We start from the raw sequence: 22555 nt of genomic DNA, 5'->3' as shown, positions 1-22555 counted from the left end.
TGACCGGACCGACCGGTCCTCAGGTGCGGGGGTACGCCTTCACGACCGTGCCGTCGAAGTCCGCCCTGAGGTAGGCGGTGCCGTAGGCGTCCGCGACGTACACCAGCAGCGACGGTTCGGTGTCGCCCATCCCCTGGGCGTCGTGCAGGAGCACGTAGTGGCTGGTCGGGTGGGTGATGCCGAGTTCGGCGTCGGCCCGTTGCAGCAGCGCGGGGAGGGCGTCCCAGTTGACGGACCGGAGGTCCAGCGGCTTCTCGCCGAAGGCCACGGTGCCGGAGCGGATGCCGGGCGTGGACTTGCCGTCGCGGTAGGAGAGGCTGTCGTAGAGGTTCGGGTTGGCGGCGGTCGCGACGAGGGCGTCGCCGGAGTCCTGCCGGAGCGTGAACTCCAGGAAGGCGCGGCCGCCCGACTTCTGGCTCATGGACTGGATCGCGCCGCGCGCGCCCGTCGGCGTGAGCAGGCCCGGGTAGGCCGCCGGCGGGGTGGCGGTGCTGTCGCCGCCCCGGGCCGCGAAGTGCTGGACGGCGAAGCCGATGCTCACCATCAGCACCGGGACCAGCACCAGGTAGCCGGTGCGCAGCGCGCCGCGCAGCCTGCCGGGCCGGGGCGGGGGCGTCGCGTCGCGCGGCTCCTGGGCGAGGGTCTGCGGCGGGCCGTAGGTCTGCCCGGTGGGGTGGCCCGTGACGTACCCGGTCGGCGGCGGGGCGGTGGCCGTGGCCGTCGAGGCGGTGGCACTCGCGGCGGCGGCCGCGGGCGGGAGCAGGCGGACCGTGCCGACCGCCCCGGCCTGGGCCTCGGCCGCCGCCGCGACCTCGGCGTCGGCGAGCTGCCGGTCGAGCTGCCAGGCGTCGGGGCGCGCGGCCGTGTCCCGCACCAGCAGGGCGGCGAGCACCGGGCCCAGCGGCCCGGACCGTACCGGGGCCGGTACCGGCTCGTCCAGGACGGCGGCCAGCGTGGCGAGGGTGGTGGCGCGCCGCAGCGGGTGCTGCCCCTCCACCGCGACGTACAGCATCAGGCCGAGCGACCACAGGTCGGAGGCCGGGTTGCCCTCCTCGCCGCGGACCCGCTCGGGGGCTATGTACTCGGGCGAGCCGATCAGGGCGCCGGTGGTGGTCAGGCTGGGCGCCTCCGACAGCGCGGCGATGCCGAAGTCGGTGAGGACCGGGGTGCCGTCCGGGCGCAGCAGGACGTTGCCGGGCTTGACGTCGCGGTGCTGGATGCCGGCCGCGTGCGCGGCGCTCAGGGCGGACAGCACCCCGCGGCCGAGCCGGGCCGCCTCCAGGGGCGTCATCGGGCCGCGCGCGAGCCGGTCGTGCAGCGATCCGCCGGTCACCAGCTCCATGACCAGCCAGGGGTGCGGGTACTCGGGCCGGTCGACGATGTGGTGGATCGTCACCACGTGGGGGTGGTTGAGCCGGGCCAGCGACCGGGCCTCCCGCAGGACCCGCTCGCGCAGCACCGCCGCCGCGCCCGGGTCGCCGGCGAGGTCGGCCGGGTCGGGCGGGCGCACCTCCTTCAAGGCCACCTCGCGCTCCAGGAGGGTGTCGCGTGCCCGCCACACCAGTCCCATGCCGCCGCCGCCCAGCCGCTCCACCAGTTCGAAGCGTCCGTCGATGAGTTGGAGCCCCGGCCCCCCAGAATTCATGACGGTCATCGTAGGGGCGCGGTCCGTCATCGGTGACACCGGTGGTCCCGCACCGGCCTCGCCGACGGGGCGGAGCGGGTCAGAGGTCCCAGGTCTGCCCGGCGGCCCAGGACTCCAGCGTGCGCCACTCGACGGCCGGGGTCTCGGCGTGCAGGGTGTCGGTGTCGATCTCCAGGCCGACCTCCTGGAAGTAGCGGAACATCGCGGCGAGGTCCTGGGAGTAGGTCTCGACGACGGACAGCGGCACCTCCTGGCAGCGGACCGGCCGGCCGGCCGCCGCCGTGATGGCAGCGGCGATCTGTTCGCCGGTGCACCACTGGGAGGCGATGTCGATGCGCCGCCCCGCGTAGTCGTCCGGGTGGGCCAGGACGTGGGCCGCGAAGTCGCCGATGGTCTCGGCGGCGATCACCGGGAGCGGGACGCCGGGGGGCATGGGCAACGGGAGGACCCCCTCGCGCAGCGAGGCGAGGGTCCAGTCGTTGGCGTAGTTGTCCAGGAAGGCCGCCGGGCCGATGACCGTCCAGGGCAGGTCGAGGCCGGAGAGGTGCTGTTCGATGCGCTGCTTGGAGTCGAAGTGCGGGATGCCGGTGGAGCGGTCGGCGTTGGTGGCGGAGGTGAGGACGACGTGCCGGACGGTGCCGGCCGCGCGGGCGGCGTCGAGCAGGGCGATGCCCTGGCGGACCTCGGTGTCGAGGTCCGTCCCGAACGGGGTGGACATCGCGAAGAGGCTCCCGGCGCCGTCGAGGGCGGCGGCGAGCGAGGCCGGGTCGTCGAAGTCGGCGCGGACCGGCTCGGCGCCGAGGGCGGCGAGTTCGCGGGCGGCCGGGGAGCCGGGGTCGCGGGTGAGGGCCCGGACCGGGCGGCCGGCCCGGAGCAGGGCCCGGGCGGTGGCGCCGCCCTGGGCGCCGGTGGCTCCGGTGACGGCGACGGGGGGTCGAGACATTATCTGCGTCATGCAGACAACATACGAAGAGATCTCTGCGCGGCGCAAATGATTAACGGATTGCCGGTTACCCTGGCCCCATGACGCCCCACCGCGACGAACTGCTGGCCCGGCTCTGGCCGCTCTCGCGCCGCTACCTGGCCTCCTACGTGCTGTTCAACCAGGCCGTCGCGGACCACCTCGGCATGCACCCGACCGACGTCCAGTGCCTCAACCTGCTCACCCTGGAGGACGGCCCCGTCACCACCGGCCGGGTCGCCGAGCTGACCGGACTGACCAGCGGCTCGGCGACCCGACTGGTCGACCGCCTGGAGAAGGCGGGCCTGGTGGCCCGGCAGCGGGACGAGGCCGACCGCCGCCGGGTGCTGGTCGCCGTCCTCCCCGACGCACTGGCGCGCTTCGGGGAGGTCTGGCGCGAGCTCGGCGGCGACTGGGCCGCGATCTTCGCCGAGGACAGCGAGGACGAGCTGGCCTTCCTGCTCCGGCACATGAACCGCACGGTCGAACTCAGCCACCGGCAGATCGCCCGCCTCGCCGACGCGGACCTGCGCCCCCGGGCCGACCGGGACTCCTAGGGCCGCCAGGGCTCCGGGCCCGCCGGGCCGCCCGGGCCCGGCAAGGCCCCCGCCCCCGCCCCCGGCCCCGGCCCCGTCAGGTCTTGCGCAGCTCCGGCGCCGGCGCCCCGATCAGCAGCCGGCGGACGGCGTCCCAGGCGGCCCGCAGGGCGGCGGCGCAGGCGCGGGTGTCGGAGTCGAGCAGCCGTAGCCAGGCGCCGCTGTCCTGCGGCAGCACGCTGACCCCGTACAGCAGGCCGCGGTCGGCCAGGGCCTCGTACAGCGCGTCGGCGATCCGGGCGGCGGGGGCGAGCGGGCTGAGCACGTAGAGGCTGGACATCACGTCGTGGCCGCCGAGTACGGCGGGGCCGGTGACGCCGGCCCCGGCGGGCTCCAGCCGGACGGTGTCCAGGGCCACCAACTCGCCATCGGGGCGCCGCACTTCGAGGTCCGAGGCGAAGACCCGGTAGGCGTTGCGCTCGCCCCGGGCGAGGCGGCCGGCGAGGACGGTCTCGCCCGCCAGGACGGTCGCCCCCCGGTCCACGGTGAGCACCGTGCGCTGGTAGAGGCGCGAGTCGACGAAGGGGATCACCGGCTCGGGCAGGTACTCCACGTAGGCGCCGGGCCCGGCCTCCAGGTTGACCAGCTGCGTCGCGTAGTCGTGCTCCATCCGGTAGACCTTGGTGGCCGCCTGGGTGGTCAGGTGGACCGCCGTGTCGGCCCCGCAGCGGATGTCGGTACGCAGCCGGTCGGCCTGGAGGATGCCGCCGCCGGTGGACATCAGCAGGGTGACGGCGAGGTCGGGGCGGGCCGGGTCGAAGTACAGCGGGCGCATGATCTGCAGCGGCGACTTCTGGTAGTGGCCGGTGAGTTCGGTGCGCCCGCCGATCCGCTCGAAGGCCAGCTCCAGCAGCCCGACCTTGCCGGGGCGCCCGACCGCGAGGGTGTCGGGCGTCCCGGCGTACCGGCGGACCGCCTGCGGGACCCGGGCCGGCTCGTAGTGCCGGGGGTCGAGCCGGGGCACCGGCCGCTGCCCCTCGGGGGCGCGCACGGACACCGTCATGCCGGGACCTTGCGGAAGGTCTCCAGGAAGGTCGCGATCTCCTCCAGCCCCTCCCCCGTCAGGCAGTTGGTGAGCACCACCGGCCCGCCCTCGCGGACCCGCCGTGCGTCGGACTCCATGACGCCGAGGTCGGCGCGCACGTACGGGGCGAGGTCGATCTTGTTGATGACCAGCAGCTCCGACTCGGTGATGCCCGGGCCGCGCTTGCGGGGCATCTTCTCGCCCTCGGCGGTGTCGAGGACGAACAGGAAGAGGTCGACCAGCACCGGGCTGAACGTCAGGGTCAGGTTGTCGCCGCCGGACTCGTACAGCAGGGTGTCGACGTCGGGGAAGCGCTCCAGCATCTCGGCCCCGGCGGCCAGGTTCATGGTCGGGTCGTCGCGCACGGCGGTGTGCGGGCAGGCGCCGGTCTCGACGCCGACCACCCGTTCCGGGTCGAGCACCCCGGCGAGGGTGCGGCGGACGTGCTGGGCGTCCTCCTGGGTGTAGATGTCGTTGGTGATGACCGCCGGGCGGTGGCCGCGCTCGATCAGCACCGGGACCAGCGCCTCGATGAGCGCCGTCTTGCCGGAGCCGACCGGGCCGCCGATGCCCACCCGGAGCACGTTCTCGGTCATGGGGTCCTCCTCCATTCGTAGGGGTGTCCAGCGTTCAGCGGGGTGTTCAGCTCGCGAACAGCCGGGCCTCGGCCCGTTCGTGCCGCCCGGACATCGCGTCCGCGACCGGCACGCAGCCGCCGAGGTCCGCCAACTCCCGCTCCAGCGCGGCCGCCACGACCTCCCGGATGACCGGGGCGGTGGCCCGCAGCACCACCTGCGCCTTGCGGTGGTCGGTCAGCCGCAGCCGCAGCGCGGCGCCGACGAAGCTGGTGCAGAAGGCGAACAGGTCGCCCGCCACGGCCTGTTCGACGGGGACGGCGGCCGAGGCGTAGGCGACCCCGGCGGCCACCGCCTGGCAGCCGGGGGCGCGCTTGTCCGCGACCAGGGCGGCGTACCGCTCCAGCGGCTCGCCACCCACCGACTCCCGGGCGATGTCCAGGAGTTGGCGCCCGGTGCGGGTGGCAGCGAGCCTCAGCTCGCGGTTGAGCTTGGTGGCGTGCAGCCGCTGGTCGGTCTCGGTGAGCAGCGCCCAGTCCCCGGCGCCGGCGGCCCGGTGGGCCAGGGCGAGCGCCGTGGCGTCGGCCGGTCCGACGCTGTGCCGCAGCAGGTCGGCGAGCAGCACCGGCATGGTGTCGGCGGTGACGGCCTTGGCCTGGGCGTAGCCCTCCAGGCCGTGCGAGAGGGTGTAGAAGCCGCTGGGGAAGGCCGAGTCGGTCAGCTGGAGGCTGACCAGCAGGGCGTCCAGCCCCGCGTCGGTGGGCCCCGGGCCGGCACTGCTCATGCGAGGTAGAACAGGTGGTTGAGCGGCAGTTCGCGGGCCGGCTCGATGGTCGCCGGCTCGCCGTCCAGGGTGACCTTGTACGTCTCCGGGTCGACCGCGATCTTCGGCAGCGCGTCGTTGCGCACCATGTGCTGCTTGCCGACCGAGCGGCAGTGCCGCACCGGCAGCACCCGGCTGTCCAGGCCGAGTTCCTTCGGCACCCCGAGGTCGACGGCGGCCTGGGACATGAAGGTGATCCGGGTGGCCTGCTTGGCCCGCCCGAACGCCCCGTACATGGGCCGGTAGTAGACCGGCTGCGGGGTGGGCAGCGAGGCGTTGGGGTCGCCCATCAGCGCCCAGTTGATGAGGCCGCCCTTGATGACCAGCTTGGGCTTGGCGCCGAAGGAGTTGATCGGCCACAGCACGATGTCGGCGAGCTTGCCGGGCTCCAGCGAGCCGATGTGCTCGGCCGTGCCGGAGGCGATCGCCGGGTTGATGGTGAGCTTGGCGAGGTAGCGCAGCACCCGGACGTTGTCGTTGCGCTCGCTGTCGCCGTCCAGCTTGCCGCGCTGCGCCTTGCAGTGGTGGGCGGTCTGGAAGGCGCGGGTGAAGGACTCCCCGATCCGGCCCATGGCCTGCGAGTCGGAGGAGAAGATCGAGATGACGCCCTCGTCGTGCAGCACGGTCTCGGCGGCGATGGTCTCGGCGCGCACCCGGGAGTCGGCGAAGGATACGTCCTCGGGGATGTCGTGGCTGAGGTGGTGGCAGACCATCACCATGTCGAGCAGCTCGTCCACCGAGTTGACGGTGTAGGGCAGGGTCGGGTTGGTGGAGGACGGCAGCACGTTGGGCTCGCCGGCGATCCGCATGATGTCGGGGGCGTGGCCGCCGCCCGCGCCCTCGGTGTGGAAGGTGTGGATGGTACGGCCGTCGATCGCGGACAGGGTGTCCTCGAAGAAGCCGGACTCGTTGAGGGTGTCGGTGTGGATGGCCACCTGCACGTCGTACTCGTCGGCGACCCGCAGCGCGCTGTCGATGGCCGCCGGGGTGCTGCCCCAGTCCTCGTGCACCTTGAGCCCGCACACCCCGGCCTCGACCTGCTCGCGCAGCGCGCCCGGCAGCGAGCCGTTGCCCTTGCCGAGCAGGCCGACGTTGACCGGGAGGTCCTCGACCGCCTGGTACATCCGCCCGATGTTCCACGGGCCGGGGGTGCAGGTGGTGCCGTTGGTGCCGTCGGAGGGGCCGGTGCCGCCGCCGATCAGGGTGGTGATGCCGTTGCTCAGCGCCTCCTGGGCCTGCTGCGGGGCGATGAAGTGGATGTGGGTGTCGATGCCGCCGGCGGTGGCGATCAGGTGCTCGCCGGAGATCACCTCGGTGCCGGGGCCGATCACCAGCTTGGGGTGCACCCCGCTCTGGGTGTGCAGGTTGCCGGCCTTGCCGACGGCGGTGATGAAGCCGTCCTTGACGCCGATGTCGCCCTTGACCACGCCGAGCACCGGGTCCAGTACGACGACGTTGGTGATCACCAGGTCGAGCGCGCCCTGCGCCGAGGTGGCGGCCGGGTCCTGGGCCATGCCGTCGCGGATGCCCTTGCCGCCGCCGTAGACGGCCTCGTCGCCGTAGTGGCCCTGGTTGAAGTCCTGTTCGACCTCGACCACGAGGTTGGTGTCGGCCAGGTGGAAGCGGTCACCGACGGTGGGGCCGAAGAGGTCGGTGTACTGCTTGCGGGACAGCATGGCCATCAGCGGTCGCCCTCCGAGTGGGTCCGGGTGTGGAAGTCCCTGCCGTGCAGGTCGTCGTCCTTGAGGTCGAGGTTGGTGCCCTTGAAGCCGCGCGCGATGGCCCGGTCGATGGCCCGGGCACGGGTGTCGCGCGCGGTGATGCCGCCATCCACGAGGTTGCTGAAACCGACCAGGCGGCGGTGCCCGCCGAACTCGGCCAGGGTGACGTCCTTGGTGTCACCCGGCTCGAAGCGGACGGCGGTGCCGGCCGGGATGTCGAGGTGCTTGCCGAAGGCGGCGTTGCGGTCGAAGTCGAGGGCGCGGTTGGCCTCGAAGAAGTGGTAGTGGGAACCGACCTGGATCGCGCGGTCGCCCGTGTTGCTGACCGTGATCGTGGCCTTGGCGCGGCCGGCGTTGATCTCCACCGGGTCGTCGCCGTACAGGTATGCGGCGCCACCGGACATGGCTGGCCTTCCTCTCTGCCGGTTCAGTGGGGGGTGTGTGCGGGTGCTGGTGCGTGGGGGTGGGGGTGGGTGTCTGCATGGGGGTGGAGGTGCGGGTGCGTGGGGGCGTGCGGGTGGCCGTGGTGGTGGTGCGCCTCGCCCGGGCCGTGGCTGTGGGCGTAGCCGTGTCCGTGCTCGGCGTCGAGGCCGGCCAGGATGCCGTCCTCGCCGTGGCCGAGCAGGTGCAGCGCCGCCGCCGTGCGGGCCGCGACCACTCCGGCGATCGCGGCCGGGCGCAGCAGCGGGCCGCCGTCCCGGACGCCCTCGCCGGTCGGGCCCGGGGGCAGCGCGGTGCCGAAGGAGGCCGGGACGACCGTGACCCGCTCGGCGCCGAGCAGCCGGCAGCGTTCGACGCCCTCGGCCGGGTCGGGGTCGCCGCCCGTGAAGGCGACCTCGACCCGGTGGTGGCGCCCGTACTGGCGGACCAGCCGGGCGATCCGGAACAGTTCGGCGTCCTCGAAGGGCCCGGCTGCCGGGGCGGTGACCAGGACGGCGTCCCCGTCGCCGGCCGTGGCCGCGGCGGCGCGCAGCCAGCCGATCAGGTGCTCGGCGGCGCCGAAGGGTGCGGTGAGCGCGAGCCGTCCGCGGCCCTCGCCGGCGGCGAGCCAGCGCAGCGCGCGGGCGGTGTCGGCGATCAGTTTCGGGTCGCGACCGAGGGTCATCGGGACGACGCACACCGGCCCGTCCCCGGCCGCCAGGGCGGACCGGACGGCTTCGGCGAGCGGGCGCCCGGCGGCGGCGGCGTCCACGACGGGCGAGCCCACCCCGGGCGGGTGCCCGACCAGGGCGGCCAGGTCGCGGCCGCCATCGCTCTCGTGCCCGCCGGCCAGCACGACCGTGGCGGACTGTGGTGCGGTCATGGGTCAGGCACCGACGGGGTCGTGACAGGAGACCAGCTTGGTGCCGTCCAGGAAGGCGGCCTCGACCTGGAGCAGCGGCAGCATCTCGCGGACGCCGGGCATGACCTCGGCGTTGCTGACGACCTGCTTGCCGATCTCCATGCACTCGGCGACGGTGCGGCCGTCCCGGGCCCCCTCCATGATGGCCTCGCTGATCAGCGCGCAGGCCTCGCTGTAGTTGAGTTTGACGCCGCGGTCGCGGCGTTTGCGGGCCAGATCGGCCACGACGTAGATGTAGAGCTTGTCCATCTCACGCGGGGAGAGGTTCATCGGAACCACTTCTCCTTTCCGAGAATCCGACGAAATGCAAGTCATAGGAATTGCAGGGGAGTTGGCCGACGGAATACCAGGTTAGGGCGAGTGCGGGTTCAGATCCGACGCAGTCGGGGAATCGCCGGCACCGCCGCCAGGAACAGCAGGGTGGTCAGGACGAACGGCCAGGTGAAGGCGTGACCGCCGAACGGCGCGGTGACCGCGCCGAGCGCCGGGGTCAGCACCGTGGCGGCCGCCGCGCCGAGCACGGCGTAGGCCGCGCTCCAGCCGTCCGGGGCGACGAACACCCCGCACAGCGCCAGCGCCACCAGCACGCTGCTGTAGCCGAGCACCCCCTGCTCGACCGCCTCCGCCGGGGCGCCGAACACCCGGGCGGTGAGCAGTGCAGTGGCGCTGCCGACGCAGGCCATCAGCCCGGCGAGCCGGCCGGCCGCGAACAGCCCGGCCAGGAACAGCAGGCCGACGTACCACTGGGGCATGAGGAAGACCTGGCCGATGTTGGCGAAGAACCCGTGCCAGAGGTGTTCCCAGCTCAGGCCGGTGCCGCCGGTGGCCGGTACGGGCAGCGCGGCCGGGCCGCCGCTCTCCGGCCACAGCCGTCGGAAGCCGGGCGCGGCCACCGTGACGGCGGTCGCGACCAGGCAGAACGGCGCGGTCAGCGCGGGCAGTCCACGCCCTTCCAGCAGCACCCCGAGCCCGGCGGTCACCACCACGGCGACCACCGCGCCGAGCACCGCGACCACGACCGTGGCCGGGCGGCCCGGGTCGAGGAACACCGCGCAACCGAGCGCCACCAGGCACCCGTTGCACCCGGTCAGCCCCGCCTCGACGGTGTCCCGCCGCAGCCGGAGACCGTACCCGGCGGCGGTGGAGACGGCACTGCCCAGCAGGCCGTAGACGCCGTACTGCCAGCCGGCGGCGAACAGTGCGACGACGAAGAGGAGTCCGCACACGGCGGACGGCATGAAATCGACCTGGGCGACACCGCGCAGGACTTCGACGACCAACTTGACGGATAGCGGACGGACCACCGGCGGAACCCCTTCCGGGACTCCTTCCCCACCCTTTTGCAGACCCATGCGGCGCACCAATTCCCCGGTACGGCCGAGGGGGCTCGGGAGATTGCTCGGGAGCCCGTTCGGCGATTCGTTGGGAACCGTACTCCTGCGGATTGCGGAGCGGGATGGGCGCGGTGGGTCACACCAAATCGACGGTGGGTGACGGCAGGGCCGCTGAGCTGCAACATTCTGTTGAAATCAACGCCCGGCAGAGTGGTTGCGGAGGGCAATTCTTTGCGAAGTTTTACTCGCCCTCGACAAGCGCCGGAATATGACCATGCCAATTGATTCTTGACAAATTCCACTGATCCCGGCAATACGGACAGCGGAAACCGTGGGAAGGCTGTGGGAAAGCTGTGAAGCGCCGGGTGGATGTGGCGGAAATGTGGTCGGATCGGGGCGCCGGCGCACACGGCTCCGGTCAGGCCGCCGCCGGCGCCCCGCCGCCGAGGTGGCGCAGCAGGAAGCCCTCCGAGGCCGCCGCCTCGAACCCGGGCACCGCCAGATGGCCCCCGGCGTTGGCGTACAGCGTCTTCTCCCGCGAGCCCAGCGCCCCGTACAGCGCCAACGCGCCCTCGCGCGGCTGGAGTTCGTCGTCCCACTGGAGGACGAACTCCACCGGCGCGGTCACCCGCCCGGCCGCCTCCGCCAGCGCGGCGTTCCCCGCCAGGCCGAACACCGCGGCCACGATGCGGGGTTCGACCGCCGCGAGCGGGACGCCGATCACCGTGCCGAGCGACAACCCCCAGTAGCCGACCGGCCCCAGGCCCTCCCCCGTCGCGTCCGCCAGGGCGTCCAGCACCGCCCGCCACTCCGGCACGGCCCGCTCCGCGAGCGCCGCCGTGTGCCGGGCCACCCACGCGCTGACCGGACGCCCGGCCGCCAGCAACTGCCCGATCTCGGTGGCGAACCGCTCGTCCTGCGCGGTGCGCGCCCGCTCGCCGTGCCCGGGCGCGTCGATCGCCACCGTCGCCCACCCGTACCGTCGCGCGCAGCGCAGCGCCCGCTCCCGCGGCCCCCACCGGTCCTGCCCGCCCCCGCCGCCGTGCCCGAGCAGCACCAGCGGCCGTGCGCCGGGGCCCGCACCGTCAGGGCCGGGAGGGCCGTCGGGGCCGGAGCCGTCCGGCTGCCAGAGCACGCCGGGTACGCCGTCGAGGACGAAAGGGCGTTCCAGGACGCCGTCCGAGCTGGTCTCCGAGGTGAAGTGCACCCGTCCATGATGGCCCCCGACGCACGTTCGAGTCCGGCCTTTTCACCCCCTGGCCGATACTCGCCGGAGCCGCCCCGGCCCGGACCGCCGCACACGCACCACCGCACTGCTACCGGGCTGCCGCCGCGCTGCTGCGGCCCCGCCGGCGCGCCGCCACCGCCCGGCCGGCGCCCTGCTACCGCGCCGCCGAGGACTCCCGCAGGAAGTCCGTCAGCAGTGCCGTCACCTCCGCCGGGCGCTCCAGGCTCGGCAGGTGGCCGGCCCAGGGCAGTTCGAGGTGGCGGACGTGCCGGGCGTTCGGCATCAGGCCCGGCAGCTCGGCGGCGATCTCGCGGTAGTCCGGCAGGTCGTGGGCGCCCGCGACGGCCAGGGTAGGGGCCGTGATCCGGGCCAGGTCGGCCTCCTCCTGCTCCGGCCCGCCCGTCGCGTCCCACTGCACCTCGAAGGCGTGGCGCTGCATCCGGCGGACGAACGCGCGGGTCTCCTCGTCGGCCTCCGGGCCCAGCCAGGTGCGGACGTTGAGCTCGACGGCGCCGTCGAGGTCGTCCGCCTCCACCAGCGCCTCCTCCTCGGCACCGAAGGCCCGCAGGGCCTCGGAGGGCTGGTGGCCCGGCCGGCCGGCGCCGAGCAGCGCCAGCGCGGTGACCGCCTGCGGGCGCAGCGCCGCCACCGTCAGGGCCGTCCGCCCGCCGTACGAGGCGCCGACCACCGCGGTGGACTCGATGCCCAGATGGTCGAGCAGGGCGAGGACGTCGGCACCGGCGGCGTACGGCCCGTCGGCGAGCGGCGTCTCGCCGAAGCCGCGGAAGTCGCAACGGACGACGCGGTGGCCGGCGTAGAGCAGCGCCTGCCACTGCGCGTCCCACATCCGCCGGTCGCACACCGCGGAGTGGAGCAGGAGGACGGCCGGTCCGGCACCTGAATCGTCATGGGAGAGGATCATGCGGCGGATGGTAGCCGTGGGAAGGGTGGGGCGCGAACCTTTTCTCCGCGGAGTAAGCGCTTCCGGCCCCGGGTGGGCTCTTGGTGGGTGAGGAGGTGCTCATGGGAGAACCGAAGAACACACGGGACGAGGAGTTCCAGACGTTCATCGTCGCGGCCTGGCCACGGCTGGTGCGGACGGCGTTCCTGCTGGCCGGCGAGCAGTACGCGGCCGAGGACCTGGTGCAGTCGGCGGCGGAACAGGCCTGCGCGGCCTGGTCGAAGGTACGCCGGGCCGACGATCCGTACGCCTACGTACGGCGGATCCTGGTGAACCAGCACGCCCGCCGCTGGCGCCGCCGGCCGCCGGAGCTGCTGGTCGACGCGGTGCCGGACGCGGCGGGGCCGGAGGACGGCTTCGCCCGCTCCGACCAGCGCGGCGCGCTGCTGGCCGCGCTCGCCACCCTGCCGCCGCGCCAACGCGAGGCGGTGGTGCTGCGCCACTGGGAGGACCTGAGCGACAGCCAGACGGCACTGGCGATGGGCTGCTCGGTGGGCGCGGTGCGCAGCCACGCGGCGAAGGGCATAGCGAAGCTGCGGCTGGTCCCGGCGCTGGTGGAAACGATGGACAGGACTGAGATCGGAGGGGCGGTATGACCATGGAGAACCCGGAAGCGGGCAAGGACACCGATCTGTGGGTCGGGCTGGGCCTGGCCGAGGCCGCGTCGACGGCGCGGATCGGACCGGTGCCGGTGGCGGACATCGTGGCGGGCGGCCGGCGGATCCGGCGCCGTCGCCGGACGGCGGTCGGCGCCGTGGCGCTGGCCTCGGCGGTGCTGCTGGCGGGCGGGGCGATCAGCCAGCTGCGGCCGGCCCCGGCCGCCTCCCAGCCGCTGGTCGCCGCGGGCACCGGCCACGGCTCCGGCACCGGCGGCCCGCCGAGCCCCACGGCGGGCACGCCCACCACCCCGGCCGCGCGGGACCCGTTCACCCCGCTCCGGGTGGTGCTCGGGCAGGGCACCACGGCGGACGGCAAAGAGTGGAAGCTGTGGCAGGCGGTGTGGCCGACCGCGCCCAAGGACCGGGCGTACGAGCAGGCCCTCGCCGTGTGGCAGGAGCGCAGCCCGTACGACTCGGCGGTCGGCAAGCCCACCCCGGAGTACGTCGACCAGTACTACGACGCCGGCTCCGACGTCATCAACACCTACTTCACGGTCGACGGGGTCCGGCAGAGCCACGACTCGGAGGGCATCACCCCTGCCCCCGGCAAGCTCGACCCCCGCAGCGGCGCGTACATCTCCGGCGGCCTCCAAGGCGCCCGCGGCAAGGGCGACACCGTGGCGCCGGGCGAGATCGTCGCGCTCAGCCTCGGCCCGGACATCGCCCGGGTGAAGGTCACCTGGACGGACGGGAGCGTCACCGAGCCGACCATCGTCACCGTGGGCGAACTGCCGCTGCGCACGGTCGTGGTGGCCCGGCCGGCGGGCAAGACGGCCAAGCTGTGGGAGTTCTTCGACCGGAACGGCGCCAAGCTGCCGGACTCGGGGTCGCAGTTCCTGACGTCCTGACGTCCTGGTTCCTGACGTCCTGGTTTCTGACGTCCTGACGTCCTGGCGTCCTGGTTCCTGACGTCCTGGTCCCTGGCTTCCTGGTTCCGCCCGGGTCGTCAGCCCAGCAGCAGCCTCGCCGCCACCTCCGCCCCGTCCGTACGGATCTCGCGTGCGAGCGCCGTCGCCCGCGCGACGACTTCCGGGGCCCGCGCCGCTCGGAGCGCGGTGGTCAGCGAATCGACGGTGGGGACGGCCCCGTCGTGGGCCACGCCGATCCCCAACTCGGCGACGCGGCCCGCCCAGTAGGGCTGGTCGACCATCTGCGGGACCACCACCTGCGGGACCCCGGCCAGGGCGGCCGCGGTGGTGGTGCCCGCGCCGCCGTGGTGGACGACGGCGGCGACCCGGGGGAACAGCGCCTGCTGGTTGACCTCGCCGACGGCGAAGCAGTCGCCCCCGCCGTCGGCGAGGGCCAGCTCCGCCCAGCCCCGGGCGAGCACCGTCCGCCGCCCCAGGGCCCGCGCGGCCGTCACCGCGTCGCGGGCCGCGTCGGGCGCGCCGCGCATCGGCATGCTGCCGAAGCCCACGTACACCGGGGCCTCCCCGGCGTCCAGGAAGGCGGACAGTCCGGCGGGCAGCGGGCGGTGGTCGGGCAGCAGCCAGGCCCCCGTCTGCACGACCGTGCTCCCGGCGAACTCCGGCCATGGGCCGAGGAGTTGGTCGGTGGCCAGCCAGGGGCGGTCGGTGAGGATGTGGTCGCGCACACGGTCCACGGCGGGCAGGCCCACCGAGGTCCGGTGGGCGTTGACCGGCTCGCGGAACAGCGCGTCCATGGTGCGGATGTTCTCCTGCCACAGCTCCCGGTTGTCCGTCACCCCCGGCGGATGCGGGTGGCCCGGGTACTCGAACGGCGGGTGGTGCGGGGAGGGCAGCATGATCGACTGGAGGGCGACGTACCGGAACCGGGCGCCGACCGTCTCGGCCGCCGACCGGGCGCCGGCCACCGCCGGGAACAGCCCGGTGGCCACCACCGTGTCCCCCGGCCCGGCGGTCGCCGCGACGGCCTCGTGGAACTGCCCGACCATCGTGGCCACCCGCCGGGGGAAGTCCCCGGGCGCGGGCGGCGCCCCCTGCGCGGCCGCCCGCACCGCTGCCCGCACGGCCGGCCCGACCGGAACCAGCTCGACCCCGTCGACGGCCAGCCGCCGGGCGAACTCCTCGTCCGGCGGAGCGCACACCCGCACCGGCACGCCGAGTTCCCGCAGCTTCACCGCGAGTCCCGCCAGCGGCTGGACGTCACCGCGCGAACCATAGGTGGAGAGCACCACGCGCATCCTGACATTCCTCCGTTCTCCCCAGGGACCGCCCTGGAGGGGGAGATTCTGCGGCACGACCGGGGCCTTGCGGCAAGGCCCCCCGTGCGCTATAGCTTGAGAGTGGCGGGGAGCGCGTGCGGTCATCCGCGCAGGACCGCCACCACCTCCCCGACCAACTGCCGCGCCCGCTCCACCGTCGCGGCCAGCGCCTCGGGCGTCTCCCCGGCGGAGCCGAGCAGTTGACGTACCCGGGCCTCGAAGTCGGCGGGCACATAGTCGAGTTGACCGGCGACGGCCAGCGCGCCCTTCTCGTTCAGGCACCAGCGCCGGTCCCGCGCGTACAGCCCCTGCACCAGCACGCCGACCGCCCGGGACACGCAGAGCGACACGTACAGCACGTCGCCCCGCCCCGCACCCTTCGCGGCTGCGCCGACCAGGAACTCCGCCTCCCAGGCCCCGGCCGTCAGGGCCGCCCGCAGCGGTTCGGGATAGTCCGCGACCTGCGCCCGCAGGGTGGCCAACTCCCCTGCCGGGTCGGCGAGTACGCGACCGAGCGCGAGCTCACCGACGTAGCAGGGCGACCAGAACCCGAGCGGGTGCCCGGCCTGCACGCCGACCTCGTAGCGGCCCGCGCGGCAGTCCGCCCACACCCGCTCGACCCGGTCGAGGTCCCGCAGGATCCAGTCCACGGCGACCCCGTCGACCCGCAGCCACGCCCCACCGTTCACCCACGGCCCCCAGCCGCCGGGCCCGGCGACCTCGACCCCGCGGCCCGCCACCTCCCCCAGGGCGGCGAGGTCCAACTCGCCCCGGTAGTACACCCCGAGGTCCCAGTCGGACTCCGGACGGTGCTCCCCCCGCGCCCGGCTGCCCCCGAGCATCACCCCCACCACGCCCGGGACTTCGGCCAGTCGGGCCGCCATGTGCTCGATGTGCTCGGTGATCGCCTGCATGGCGCCCATCCTGACCCGCCCACCGCCCCCCGGGCCAGCGCATTCCGGCCCGGCGGGCTGCGCCGTGGACGGCCTCCGCCGCCAAGGCGGGCGCGGCAGCCGACATCTCCCTCTCCCAGGCCCGGTGCGCCTCCGGGTCTCGCTGTTCCTCCTCCTGGCAGTCGGCACGGCAGAGCCGGCTCACCACCTCGGCGAACCGCCGCTCCGGCCCCACCAGCCGCCGGGGCGTCAGCTCGCCCCACCGCGATCCCGCCCTCCGACTGTCCGGCTACCCGGCCTGCCCGGCCTGCCCGGCTACCGGCCTGCCCGCCCGCCCGCCCGCCGGCGCCCCGCAGCCACTCGCGGCCCGGCCGTGAACACACGGGCCGCGAGAGCCCGTTGCGTCAGGACCCGCCTGCCGCTCCGCCGGCCAGGTGGGCGGCCAGGTCCTCGGCCAGGCGGGCGGGGTGGCCCCGGCGGCGGCGGGCGAGGGCGAGGCCGAGGTGGCGGCGGGGGCCCGGTTCGGCGAGGGGGAGGGCGACCAGGTCGGGGTGCGGGGCGAGGCCGATCTCGGGGATGAGGGCGATGCCGATCCCGCCCCGGACGAGGGACTGGGCGAACTCGTAGTCGGTCGCGGTGCAGGAGATCCGCAGCTCGACCCCGGCCAGGGCGGCGTGGTGGGTGAGCTGGCCGGCGGACTTGCGACAGCCCAGGATCCAGCGCTGGTCGGCGAGTTCGGCCAGGTGCGGCGGCTCGGGCCGGTCCCGGTAGCGGATCGCGGCCGGGTGCCGGACGGGCAGGACGACCCGCAGCGGGTCCGCGCCGAGCGGGGTCCAGTCCAGGCCGGAGCGGTCGCCGGGGCGGCTGGGCGGCGGTCCGTCGAGGTGGTAGGCGAGGGCGAGGTCGGCCCGGCCTTCGCGGACGGCGGGCAGGCTCTCCTCCGGTTCCGCCTCCAGGACGGTCAGTTCCACCTCGGGGTGGTCGGCGGCGAAGGCGGCGAGCGCCGCGGGCAGCAGGCGGCGGCCGCCGCTGGCGAAGGTGGCGATGGTCAGCGCGGTCCGTTCGGCGGTCAGCCGGTCGATGCGCTGCCGGGTGTCGGCGAGTTCGGCGGCGATCGCGTCGGCCGCCTCGACCAGCAGGCGGCCCGCGTCGGTGAGGGTGACGCCCCGGGTGGAGCGCACCACGACGGGCGCGCCGAGGCCGCGTTCGAGGGCGGCGACCTGCTGGGAGACGGCCGAGGGCGTGCAGTGCAGGGCCTGCGCCGCCTGGTTGAAGCTGCCGCGGCGGGCGACCTCCCGCAGTACGGCCAGCCGCTGGACGTCGATCACCAGTTCTCCTTATGACGGGGGCTCCAGCTCGACACTACTGCTGTCGTCCGATTCGCGACAGGCTAGCCATCGAAGCCGACCCGCAGAGGGCGGGGCGGCACGGTGCGGGACCGCACGGCATGGGACGGCACGGTACGGAACCGGGCCGGACAGAGGGGATCCGAACGATGGACGTGTGCGTGATCGGCGGGAGCCGCTACTTCGGCAGGCAGTTGATCGAGGAGCTCCGCGACGCGGGCGCGGCGGTGACGGTGGTCAACCGCGGCTCGGTCCCCGCCCCGCAGGGCGTGACCCACTTGCGCGCCGACCGCAACGACGAGGCCGCGCTGAACGCCGCGCTCGGCGACCGGCGCTTCGACGCCGTCGTGGACCAGGTCTGCTACACGCCCGTCCAGGCGGCCGTCGCCGCGCGGGTGTTCGCCGACCGCACCCCGCGCTACCTGCTCACCTCCACCGTCGAGGTCTACGCCCACCTCGGCCGCCCCGGCGGCGCGCCGCTGCCGGAGCAGGCGCTCGACCTGTCGGCCGAGCAGGTGGACCTGCGACTCCCCTGGTCCGAGCAGGAGTTCCGGTCGGAGAACTACGCCGAGGGCAAGCGCCAGGCGGAGGCCCTGCTCACCCGGCTGGCCCCCTTCGACCTGGTCACCGTCCGCACCGCGCACGTCCTCGGCGGCGCCGACTTCACCGGACGGCTGGCGCACTACGTGGAGCGGATCGGGCGCGGCCTGCCGGTGGCCGTGCACCCGTCGCCGCAGCGCGCGTCCTTCGTCCACGCGCCGGAGATCGCCCGGTTCCTGGCCTGGGCCGCGCAGGCGGACTTCACCGGCCCGGTCAACGCGGCCTCCCCGGAGGCCCTGGACGTAAGGGAGTTGTCCGCCGTGGTCGGCCAGGTGGTCGGCCGGGAGCCGGAGTTGACCGTCGCCGGTGCGGGCGAGTCCCACTCCCCGTTCTCCTTCGACCACTGCTACGCGATGGACACCGGCCGGGCGGCCCACCAGGGCTTCCGCTTCTCCCCCGTCACCGACTGGCTGCCCCAGGCCGTCAAGGAGGCCCACGCATGAGCACGCTCCCCACGACTCCCGTCACCCGCCGGATCGGCGGCCTCGGCGTCGGCGCGATCGGCCTGGGCGCGATGCCCCTGTCGGTCGAGGGCCGCCCGGCCGAGGAGCAGGCCGTCGCCACCGTGCACGCCGCCCTGGACGCGGGCGTGACGCTGATCGATACCGCCGACTCCTACCACTGGCACGCGGACGAGGTGGGCCACAACGAGCGCCTGGTCGCCCGCGCCCTGGCCGCGTACGGCGGCGGCACGGACGGCGTGCTGGTGGCGACCAAGGGCGGGCGGGGGCGCCCCGGGGACGGCAGTTGGACGGTCGACGGCGATCCGCGCCACCTGCGCCGGGCCGCCCGGGCCTCGGCCGCGCGGCTGGGCATCGAGGCCATCGGCCTCTACCAGCTGCACAAGCCCGACCCGGCCGTGCCCTTCGCCGATTCGGTCGGCGCCCTGCGCGAGCTGGTGGACGCGGGGACGGTACGGCTGGTCGGCATCTCCAACGTGGACTGCGCGCAGATCCGCACCGCCCGGGAGATCCTCGGCCCGCACCTGGTCTCCGTGCAGAACCGGTTCTCCCCGGCGTACACCGCCACCCGCGACACCCTCGACCTGTGCACCGCGCTCGGCCTGGCCTTCCTCCCCTGGAGCCCCCTCGGCGGCATCTCCGCCAGCGCCGTCGACGACCCGGGCGCCGCCGCGCCGCCGACCGACACCCCGTTCCACGCCCTCGCCCGCGCCCGGGGCGTCAGCCCCCAGCAGATCTGCCTGGCCTGGCACCTCGCCCAGTCCCCCGGCGTCCTGCCGATCCCCGGCGCCCGCCGACCCGCCTCCATCCGCGACTCCGCCGCCGCGGCCGAGCTCGTGCTGACGGCGGAGGAACTGGCGACACTGCACCTGTAGTCGCCCGTACGACAACCGTAGTGAGGAACAGGAGGCCGTCCGGACGCGACATATCCGCTGGTGATCCACCACCGCGCCCGGTGGTACTGGGCGGCATGTCGCACGACCTCTGCTGGCCGGCCGTGCCCGCACTCGGGCCGGCGCGGACCGCGAACCACGCCCACCTCCAGGTCAACACCCACCACGAGGCCGAGGACCTCGACCACCCGTGGACGCCGCACCACGTGCTCTACCTCCACGCGGGCGACGACGTCCACGCCGAGTGGCTGGCGGCGCAGGTCGGCGCGGCCCTCATCGGCGAGCCGTACCTGTACTGATCCCGGCCGTCGGCGAGGAGGTCGAACGGCGGCTCAGGCCCCCGCCTCCGTGGCGGCCCGCTCGGCGGCGCTGCGGAGCACGCAGAACTCGTTGCCCTCGGGATCCGCGAGCACCGCCCACCCGGCGCCGTCCGGCTCGCGGCGGTCGGCGACGAGGGTGGCGCCGAGCTCCAGCAGCCGTGCCACCTCCTGGTCGCGCGGGCCCTCCGGGCGCAGGCACAGGTGGAGGCGGTTCTTGGCCGTTTTGGGCTCGGGCACCTGACTGAAGTACAGCACCGGGCCCTCCGTGAGCATCACCGCCACCTCCTCGTCGCCGGGCCGGTCGTCCGGACCGAGCGGTCGGCCCGTCACCTCACTCCAGAAGCGGGCCAGTTCATAGGCGTTCGCGCAGTCGACCGCCACGTTCTGCAATACCGAGACCATGCGCCCGAGCCTCCCCGATTCCCGCGCCGACCGCCACCGGGTTGCGCCCCGCCCGCCACCGGGTTGCGCCCCGCCCGCCACCGGGTTGCGCGCCGGGAACCATCCGAGCGGGTACGAAGTCCTGTACGGAGTGAATCCCGATGCAGCAGCCCAGAACCCGCCGGCCCGCCCCCAGGTCAACCAGATCAACCGCAGGCGGCTGCTGTTGAGCGCGGCGGGCGGCATCGGCGCGCTCGCCGTCGCGGGCGGGGCCCGCTGGTGGGCGGACCGGAGCGCCGAGCACGGCCCCCGGCTCTGGAGCACGACGGCCGCGAACGGGCGGCTCCTCCTGACCGACGGCCCGCAGCGGGACCTCTACGTCTCCGGGTCCGACGGCAACCTGCGCGCGCTCGACCCCCGCACCGGCGCCGTCCGCTGGAGCCGGGCGGTCGACTCACCCGACGCCGTCTCCTCCTCCGCGGGCGGCCGCCCCTCGGCGGTGGGCGACGGCGCCGTGTACACGGCCACCTCGACCGGGCTGCAGGCGTTGGACGCCGCCACCGGCGAGGTGCGCTGGCAGGTGCCGGTGCCGGAGTGGGCCGAGCTCCCCGCCGAGCAGACCCCGGTCGCCGTCGGCGGCGGCCTCGTGTTCGCGGTCCACGGGGGCGCACTGCACGCCCACGACCCGGCCACCGGCGAAGCGCGCTGGAGCAAGGCGTCGGGTGCCGGGGACTTCCTGGTCGCGGACGGCGACACCGTGTACACCGGCGGGGCCGGGGCCCGCGCCTTCGACGCGCGCACCGGCGAGCAGCGCTGGGTGCAGGAGACCGTCCCCGGCGTCAACACCACCCCCGTCGTCCACCGGGGCGCCGTCCTGCTCACGTACGCCGGCTGGACCCCGACCACCACGTGGGTCTGCTCACTGGAGGCGGCCACCGGCCGGGTGCGCTGGCAGCGCATGCAGCGCGGCGCGACCAACCACCCGCTGTCGGCCGCGGACGGGACGGTCTGCTTCCTCAGCGGGACGCAGCTGGTCGGGATGGACACGGAGACCGGCGAGCCGCGCTGGACGGCCACCGTGACCCTGGGCCTGGGCCGCGGCGAGAGCTCGATGACCACCGCGAACGGCGTCGCCTACGTCGGCACCAACGACGACCGGCTGTTCGCCTTCGACCTCACCACCGGCAGCCCGCGCTGGCAGGACGCCCCCGACAACCTCCGCTCCGGCACCGGGTACACCTACGTCTCGCTGGCCGCCGCCGGCTCCACCGTCTACCGCAGCAGCCGCACCGGCCTCCAGGCCCTGGGCACCCTGACCTGAGGCCGGGCTCACCCGGCGCCACGGGCGAACCGCATCGAGCACCGGCGGTGAGCCCCGTCGTCCCGGTACGTCCGCTCCACCAGCCGCCACCCGGCCGCCTCGATCCGCTCGACGTACCGCGCGAGGTTCCGGTCCGGATGCACGGGGTGGAGCCGAATGCTCCGGTCGTGCCCGGCATCCCCCCGCTCCCAGCACCGGGCAGCATGACCGTCCACGGGACCGAGCCCGCTGGGCACGTGTCGCTCCATGCCGGCGATCGTAGGCACGACCGAAGCGTTCGAGCACCCGGGTTTCCAGAGGCCGCCCCGATCTCCACAGGCGCCGAAGGTGTCCGGGCGGGCATGCCCTGGGGTTCCGCCGTGCGCCCGGCCGTCGTGGGAACCGATGGGCGGCCGGTGCGGGCGAGTAGCTTGTGACGGGGTCACCTGGCACCGGAGAGCGGCGAGTTCCCGAGCAGACGGAGGTTGGGCACGGTGGCGACGTACGTACTGATCCACGGCGCGGCGGCGGACGCGTGGTACTGGGGGCCGCTGGCCGCCGAGTTGCGCGGCCGGGGCCATGAGGTGATCGCGCCGGACCTGCCGTGCGGGGACGAGTCGGCCGGGCTCGGCGCGTACGCGGACGCGGTGGTCGGGGCGATCGGCGACCGGACCGAACTCGTCGTCGTGGCGCACTCGTTCGGCGGGTTCACCGGGCCGCTGGTGTGCGCGCGGGTGCCGGTGGACCTGCTGGTCATGCTCCAGGCCCAGATCCCGGCCCCGGGCGAGACGCCGGGCGCGTGGTGGGACACCACCGGGTACGGCGCGGCCCGACAGGAGGCCGACCGGCAGCGGGGCGTTCCCGAGGGCACCGAGGAGGACCCGGTCGCCCTCTACCTGCACGACACCCCGGCGGAGCTCGCCGCCGAACTCCTGACGAATCATCAGCAACCGCAAGCAGCTGCGCCGTTCGGCGACCCGTGGCCGCTGGAAGCCTGGCCGCAGGTGCCGACCGAGGTCCTGCTGTCGGTCGGCGACCGGTTCTTCCCGGTGGAGTTCATGCGGCGGCTTGCCGTCGAACGGCTCGGCATCGAGCCGGACAAGATGCCCGGCGACCACCTGCCGATGCTCGGCCACCCGGAGGAACTGGCCGAGCGCCTGGAGGCGTACCGCACCGCGCTGTAGCGGCGGCGAACAGGAGGCCGGGGAGTGGGGGGGGGGGGGGGGCGCGGTGCCCCGCCACCCGGGGGGCCGGGGGGGGGGGCCGGGGGGGCGGGGGGGGGCCGGGGGGTTTTAAAAAAAAGCCAG

At 74.6% G+C, this 22555-nt stretch carries 25 protein-coding genes; 8 read left to right on the top strand and 17 right to left on the bottom strand.

The features are described 5' to 3' along the window. Window positions 1-19 precede the first annotated feature (19 nt). Both ACFV8H_RS00320 and ACFV8H_RS00315 read right to left on the bottom strand, forming a co-directional pair. Complete coding sequence (locus ACFV8H_RS00320) at window positions 20-1645, bottom strand: serine/threonine-protein kinase (protein WP_375892060.1); 1626 nt, start codon at window positions 1643-1645, stop codon at window positions 20-22. Window positions 1646-1724: 79 nt separating this feature from the next. Then, window positions 1725-2588 (bottom strand): NmrA/HSCARG family protein, encoded by an 864-nt coding sequence (locus tag ACFV8H_RS00315; RefSeq protein ID WP_380395815.1) that lies wholly within the window; start codon window positions 2586-2588, stop codon window positions 1725-1727. Between the two features lie 80 nt (window positions 2589-2668). On the opposite strand from ACFV8H_RS00315, the gene ACFV8H_RS00310 reads away from it, so the two are divergent. Continuing rightward, window positions 2669-3163: a MarR family winged helix-turn-helix transcriptional regulator gene (locus ACFV8H_RS00310; RefSeq protein WP_380395814.1), complete on the top strand. Its 495-nt coding sequence runs from the start codon at window positions 2669-2671 to the stop codon at window positions 3161-3163. Between the two features lie 76 nt (window positions 3164-3239). Here the strand turns inward: ACFV8H_RS00310 and ACFV8H_RS00305 are convergent, their stop codons facing one another. The 10 genes from ACFV8H_RS00305 to ACFV8H_RS00260 form a co-directional block, all read right to left on the bottom strand. Further along, entirely contained in the window at window positions 3240-4205 is a 966-nt protein-coding gene (locus tag ACFV8H_RS00305; RefSeq protein WP_380395813.1) for an urease accessory protein UreD, read from the bottom strand. Then, window positions 4202-4822, bottom strand: coding sequence for an urease accessory protein UreG (gene ureG / locus ACFV8H_RS00300; RefSeq protein ID WP_380395812.1), 621 nt, complete (start codon window positions 4820-4822; stop codon window positions 4202-4204). Before ureG ends, ACFV8H_RS00305 begins: the two co-directional genes overlap by 4 nt. Window positions 4823-4868: 46 nt before the next feature. Then, the gene (locus ACFV8H_RS00295) at window positions 4869-5585 is read right to left on the bottom strand and encodes an urease accessory protein UreF (RefSeq protein ID WP_380395811.1); all 717 of its coding nucleotides are present in this window, start codon (window positions 5583-5585) and stop codon (window positions 4869-4871) included. Next, window positions 5582-7306 (bottom strand): urease subunit alpha, encoded by a 1725-nt coding sequence (gene ureC, locus ACFV8H_RS00290; RefSeq protein ID WP_380395810.1) that lies wholly within the window; start codon window positions 7304-7306, stop codon window positions 5582-5584. The genes ACFV8H_RS00295 and ureC overlap by 4 nt, the downstream gene beginning before the upstream one ends. Then, window positions 7306-7749: an urease subunit beta gene (locus ACFV8H_RS00285; RefSeq protein ID WP_380395809.1), complete on the bottom strand. Its 444-nt coding sequence runs from the start codon at window positions 7747-7749 to the stop codon at window positions 7306-7308. Before ACFV8H_RS00285 ends, ureC begins: the two co-directional genes overlap by 1 nt. 23 nt (window positions 7750-7772) lie before the next feature. Next, complete coding sequence (locus tag ACFV8H_RS00280) at window positions 7773-8648, bottom strand: sirohydrochlorin chelatase (RefSeq protein ID WP_380395808.1); 876 nt, start codon at window positions 8646-8648, stop codon at window positions 7773-7775. A 3-nt stretch (window positions 8649-8651) separates the two neighbouring features. Next, window positions 8652-8957: an urease subunit gamma gene (locus tag ACFV8H_RS00275; RefSeq protein WP_188310190.1), complete on the bottom strand. Its 306-nt coding sequence runs from the start codon at window positions 8955-8957 to the stop codon at window positions 8652-8654. A 98-nt stretch (window positions 8958-9055) separates the two neighbouring features. After that, window positions 9056-9991 (bottom strand): urea transporter, encoded by a 936-nt coding sequence (locus ACFV8H_RS00270; protein ID WP_380395807.1) that lies wholly within the window; start codon window positions 9989-9991, stop codon window positions 9056-9058. Between the two features lie 448 nt (window positions 9992-10439). After that, the gene (locus ACFV8H_RS00265) at window positions 10440-11228 is read right to left on the bottom strand and encodes an alpha/beta fold hydrolase (protein ID WP_380395806.1); all 789 of its coding nucleotides are present in this window, start codon (window positions 11226-11228) and stop codon (window positions 10440-10442) included. Between the two features lie 175 nt (window positions 11229-11403). Further along, window positions 11404-12171: an alpha/beta fold hydrolase gene (locus ACFV8H_RS00260; RefSeq protein ID WP_380395805.1), complete on the bottom strand. Its 768-nt coding sequence runs from the start codon at window positions 12169-12171 to the stop codon at window positions 11404-11406. Between the two features lie 101 nt (window positions 12172-12272). Between ACFV8H_RS00260 and ACFV8H_RS00255 the strand changes: the two genes are divergently transcribed. Together ACFV8H_RS00255 and ACFV8H_RS00250 are read left to right on the top strand one after the other, a co-directional pair. Further along, window positions 12273-12806 (top strand): SigE family RNA polymerase sigma factor, encoded by a 534-nt coding sequence (locus ACFV8H_RS00255; protein ID WP_375892080.1) that lies wholly within the window; start codon window positions 12273-12275, stop codon window positions 12804-12806. Beyond that, window positions 12803-13717 carry a hypothetical protein gene (locus ACFV8H_RS00250; protein WP_380395804.1) on the top strand — a complete coding sequence of 305 codons (915 nt, stop codon included), beginning with the start codon at window positions 12803-12805 and terminating at the stop codon, window positions 13715-13717. Before ACFV8H_RS00255 ends, ACFV8H_RS00250 begins: the two co-directional genes overlap by 4 nt. Window positions 13718-13815: 98 nt before the next feature. Here the strand turns inward: ACFV8H_RS00250 and ACFV8H_RS00245 are convergent, their stop codons facing one another. The 3 genes from ACFV8H_RS00245 to ACFV8H_RS00235 form a co-directional block, all read right to left on the bottom strand. Next, on the bottom strand, window positions 13816-15033 hold the full coding sequence (locus tag ACFV8H_RS00245; protein WP_380395803.1) for a glycosyltransferase: 1218 nt from the start codon (window positions 15031-15033) through the stop codon (window positions 13816-13818). Between the two features lie 122 nt (window positions 15034-15155). Further along, window positions 15156-15977, bottom strand: a complete 822-nt coding sequence (locus ACFV8H_RS00240; RefSeq protein ID WP_380395802.1) for a nucleotidyltransferase domain-containing protein — start codon at window positions 15975-15977, stop codon at window positions 15156-15158. 374 nt (window positions 15978-16351) lie between these two features. Next, a complete protein-coding gene (locus ACFV8H_RS00235; RefSeq protein ID WP_380395801.1) occupies window positions 16352-17275 on the bottom strand; it encodes a LysR family transcriptional regulator in 924 nt (307 codons plus the stop codon). Between the two features lie 167 nt (window positions 17276-17442). On the opposite strand from ACFV8H_RS00235, the gene ACFV8H_RS00230 reads away from it, so the two are divergent. The 3 genes from ACFV8H_RS00230 to ACFV8H_RS00220 all read left to right on the top strand — a co-directional run bounded on the left by ACFV8H_RS00230 (window position 17443) and on the right by ACFV8H_RS00220 (window position 19546). Beyond that, window positions 17443-18336, top strand: coding sequence for an NAD-dependent epimerase/dehydratase family protein (locus tag ACFV8H_RS00230; protein WP_380395800.1), 894 nt, complete (start codon window positions 17443-17445; stop codon window positions 18334-18336). Beyond that, window positions 18333-19229, top strand: coding sequence for an aldo/keto reductase (locus ACFV8H_RS00225; protein ID WP_380395799.1), 897 nt, complete (start codon window positions 18333-18335; stop codon window positions 19227-19229). The genes ACFV8H_RS00230 and ACFV8H_RS00225 overlap by 4 nt, the downstream gene beginning before the upstream one ends. Window positions 19230-19324: 95 nt before the next feature. Beyond that, window positions 19325-19546 (top strand): hypothetical protein, encoded by a 222-nt coding sequence (locus tag ACFV8H_RS00220; RefSeq protein ID WP_380395798.1) that lies wholly within the window; start codon window positions 19325-19327, stop codon window positions 19544-19546. Between the two features lie 33 nt (window positions 19547-19579). On the opposite strand, the gene ACFV8H_RS00215 is transcribed toward ACFV8H_RS00220, so the two are convergent. Continuing rightward, a complete protein-coding gene (locus tag ACFV8H_RS00215; RefSeq protein WP_380395797.1) occupies window positions 19580-19969 on the bottom strand; it encodes a VOC family protein in 390 nt (129 codons plus the stop codon). 130 nt (window positions 19970-20099) lie between these two features. Here ACFV8H_RS00215 and ACFV8H_RS00210 point away from each other — a divergent pair, with 130 nt between their 5' ends. Then, window positions 20100-21269, top strand: coding sequence for a PQQ-binding-like beta-propeller repeat protein (locus tag ACFV8H_RS00210; RefSeq protein ID WP_380395796.1), 1170 nt, complete (start codon window positions 20100-20102; stop codon window positions 21267-21269). 8 nt (window positions 21270-21277) lie between these two features. On the opposite strand, the gene ACFV8H_RS00205 is transcribed toward ACFV8H_RS00210, so the two are convergent. Continuing rightward, complete coding sequence (locus ACFV8H_RS00205; RefSeq protein ID WP_380395795.1) at window positions 21278-21412, bottom strand: hypothetical protein; 135 nt, start codon at window positions 21410-21412, stop codon at window positions 21278-21280. 330 nt (window positions 21413-21742) lie between these two features. Here ACFV8H_RS00205 and ACFV8H_RS00200 point away from each other — a divergent pair, with 330 nt between their 5' ends. Next, entirely contained in the window at window positions 21743-22432 is a 690-nt protein-coding gene (locus tag ACFV8H_RS00200) for an alpha/beta fold hydrolase (protein WP_380395794.1), read from the top strand. Window positions 22433-22555: the final 123 nt, after the last annotated feature.

The sequence above is a fragment of the Kitasatospora sp. NPDC059827 genome, assembly GCF_042731675.1.
Taxonomy (GTDB): domain Bacteria; phylum Actinomycetota; class Actinomycetes; order Streptomycetales; family Streptomycetaceae; genus Kitasatospora.
The sequence above is the reverse complement of the archived record's forward strand: the minus strand, read 5'-3'. Positions and strand labels throughout refer to the sequence as shown.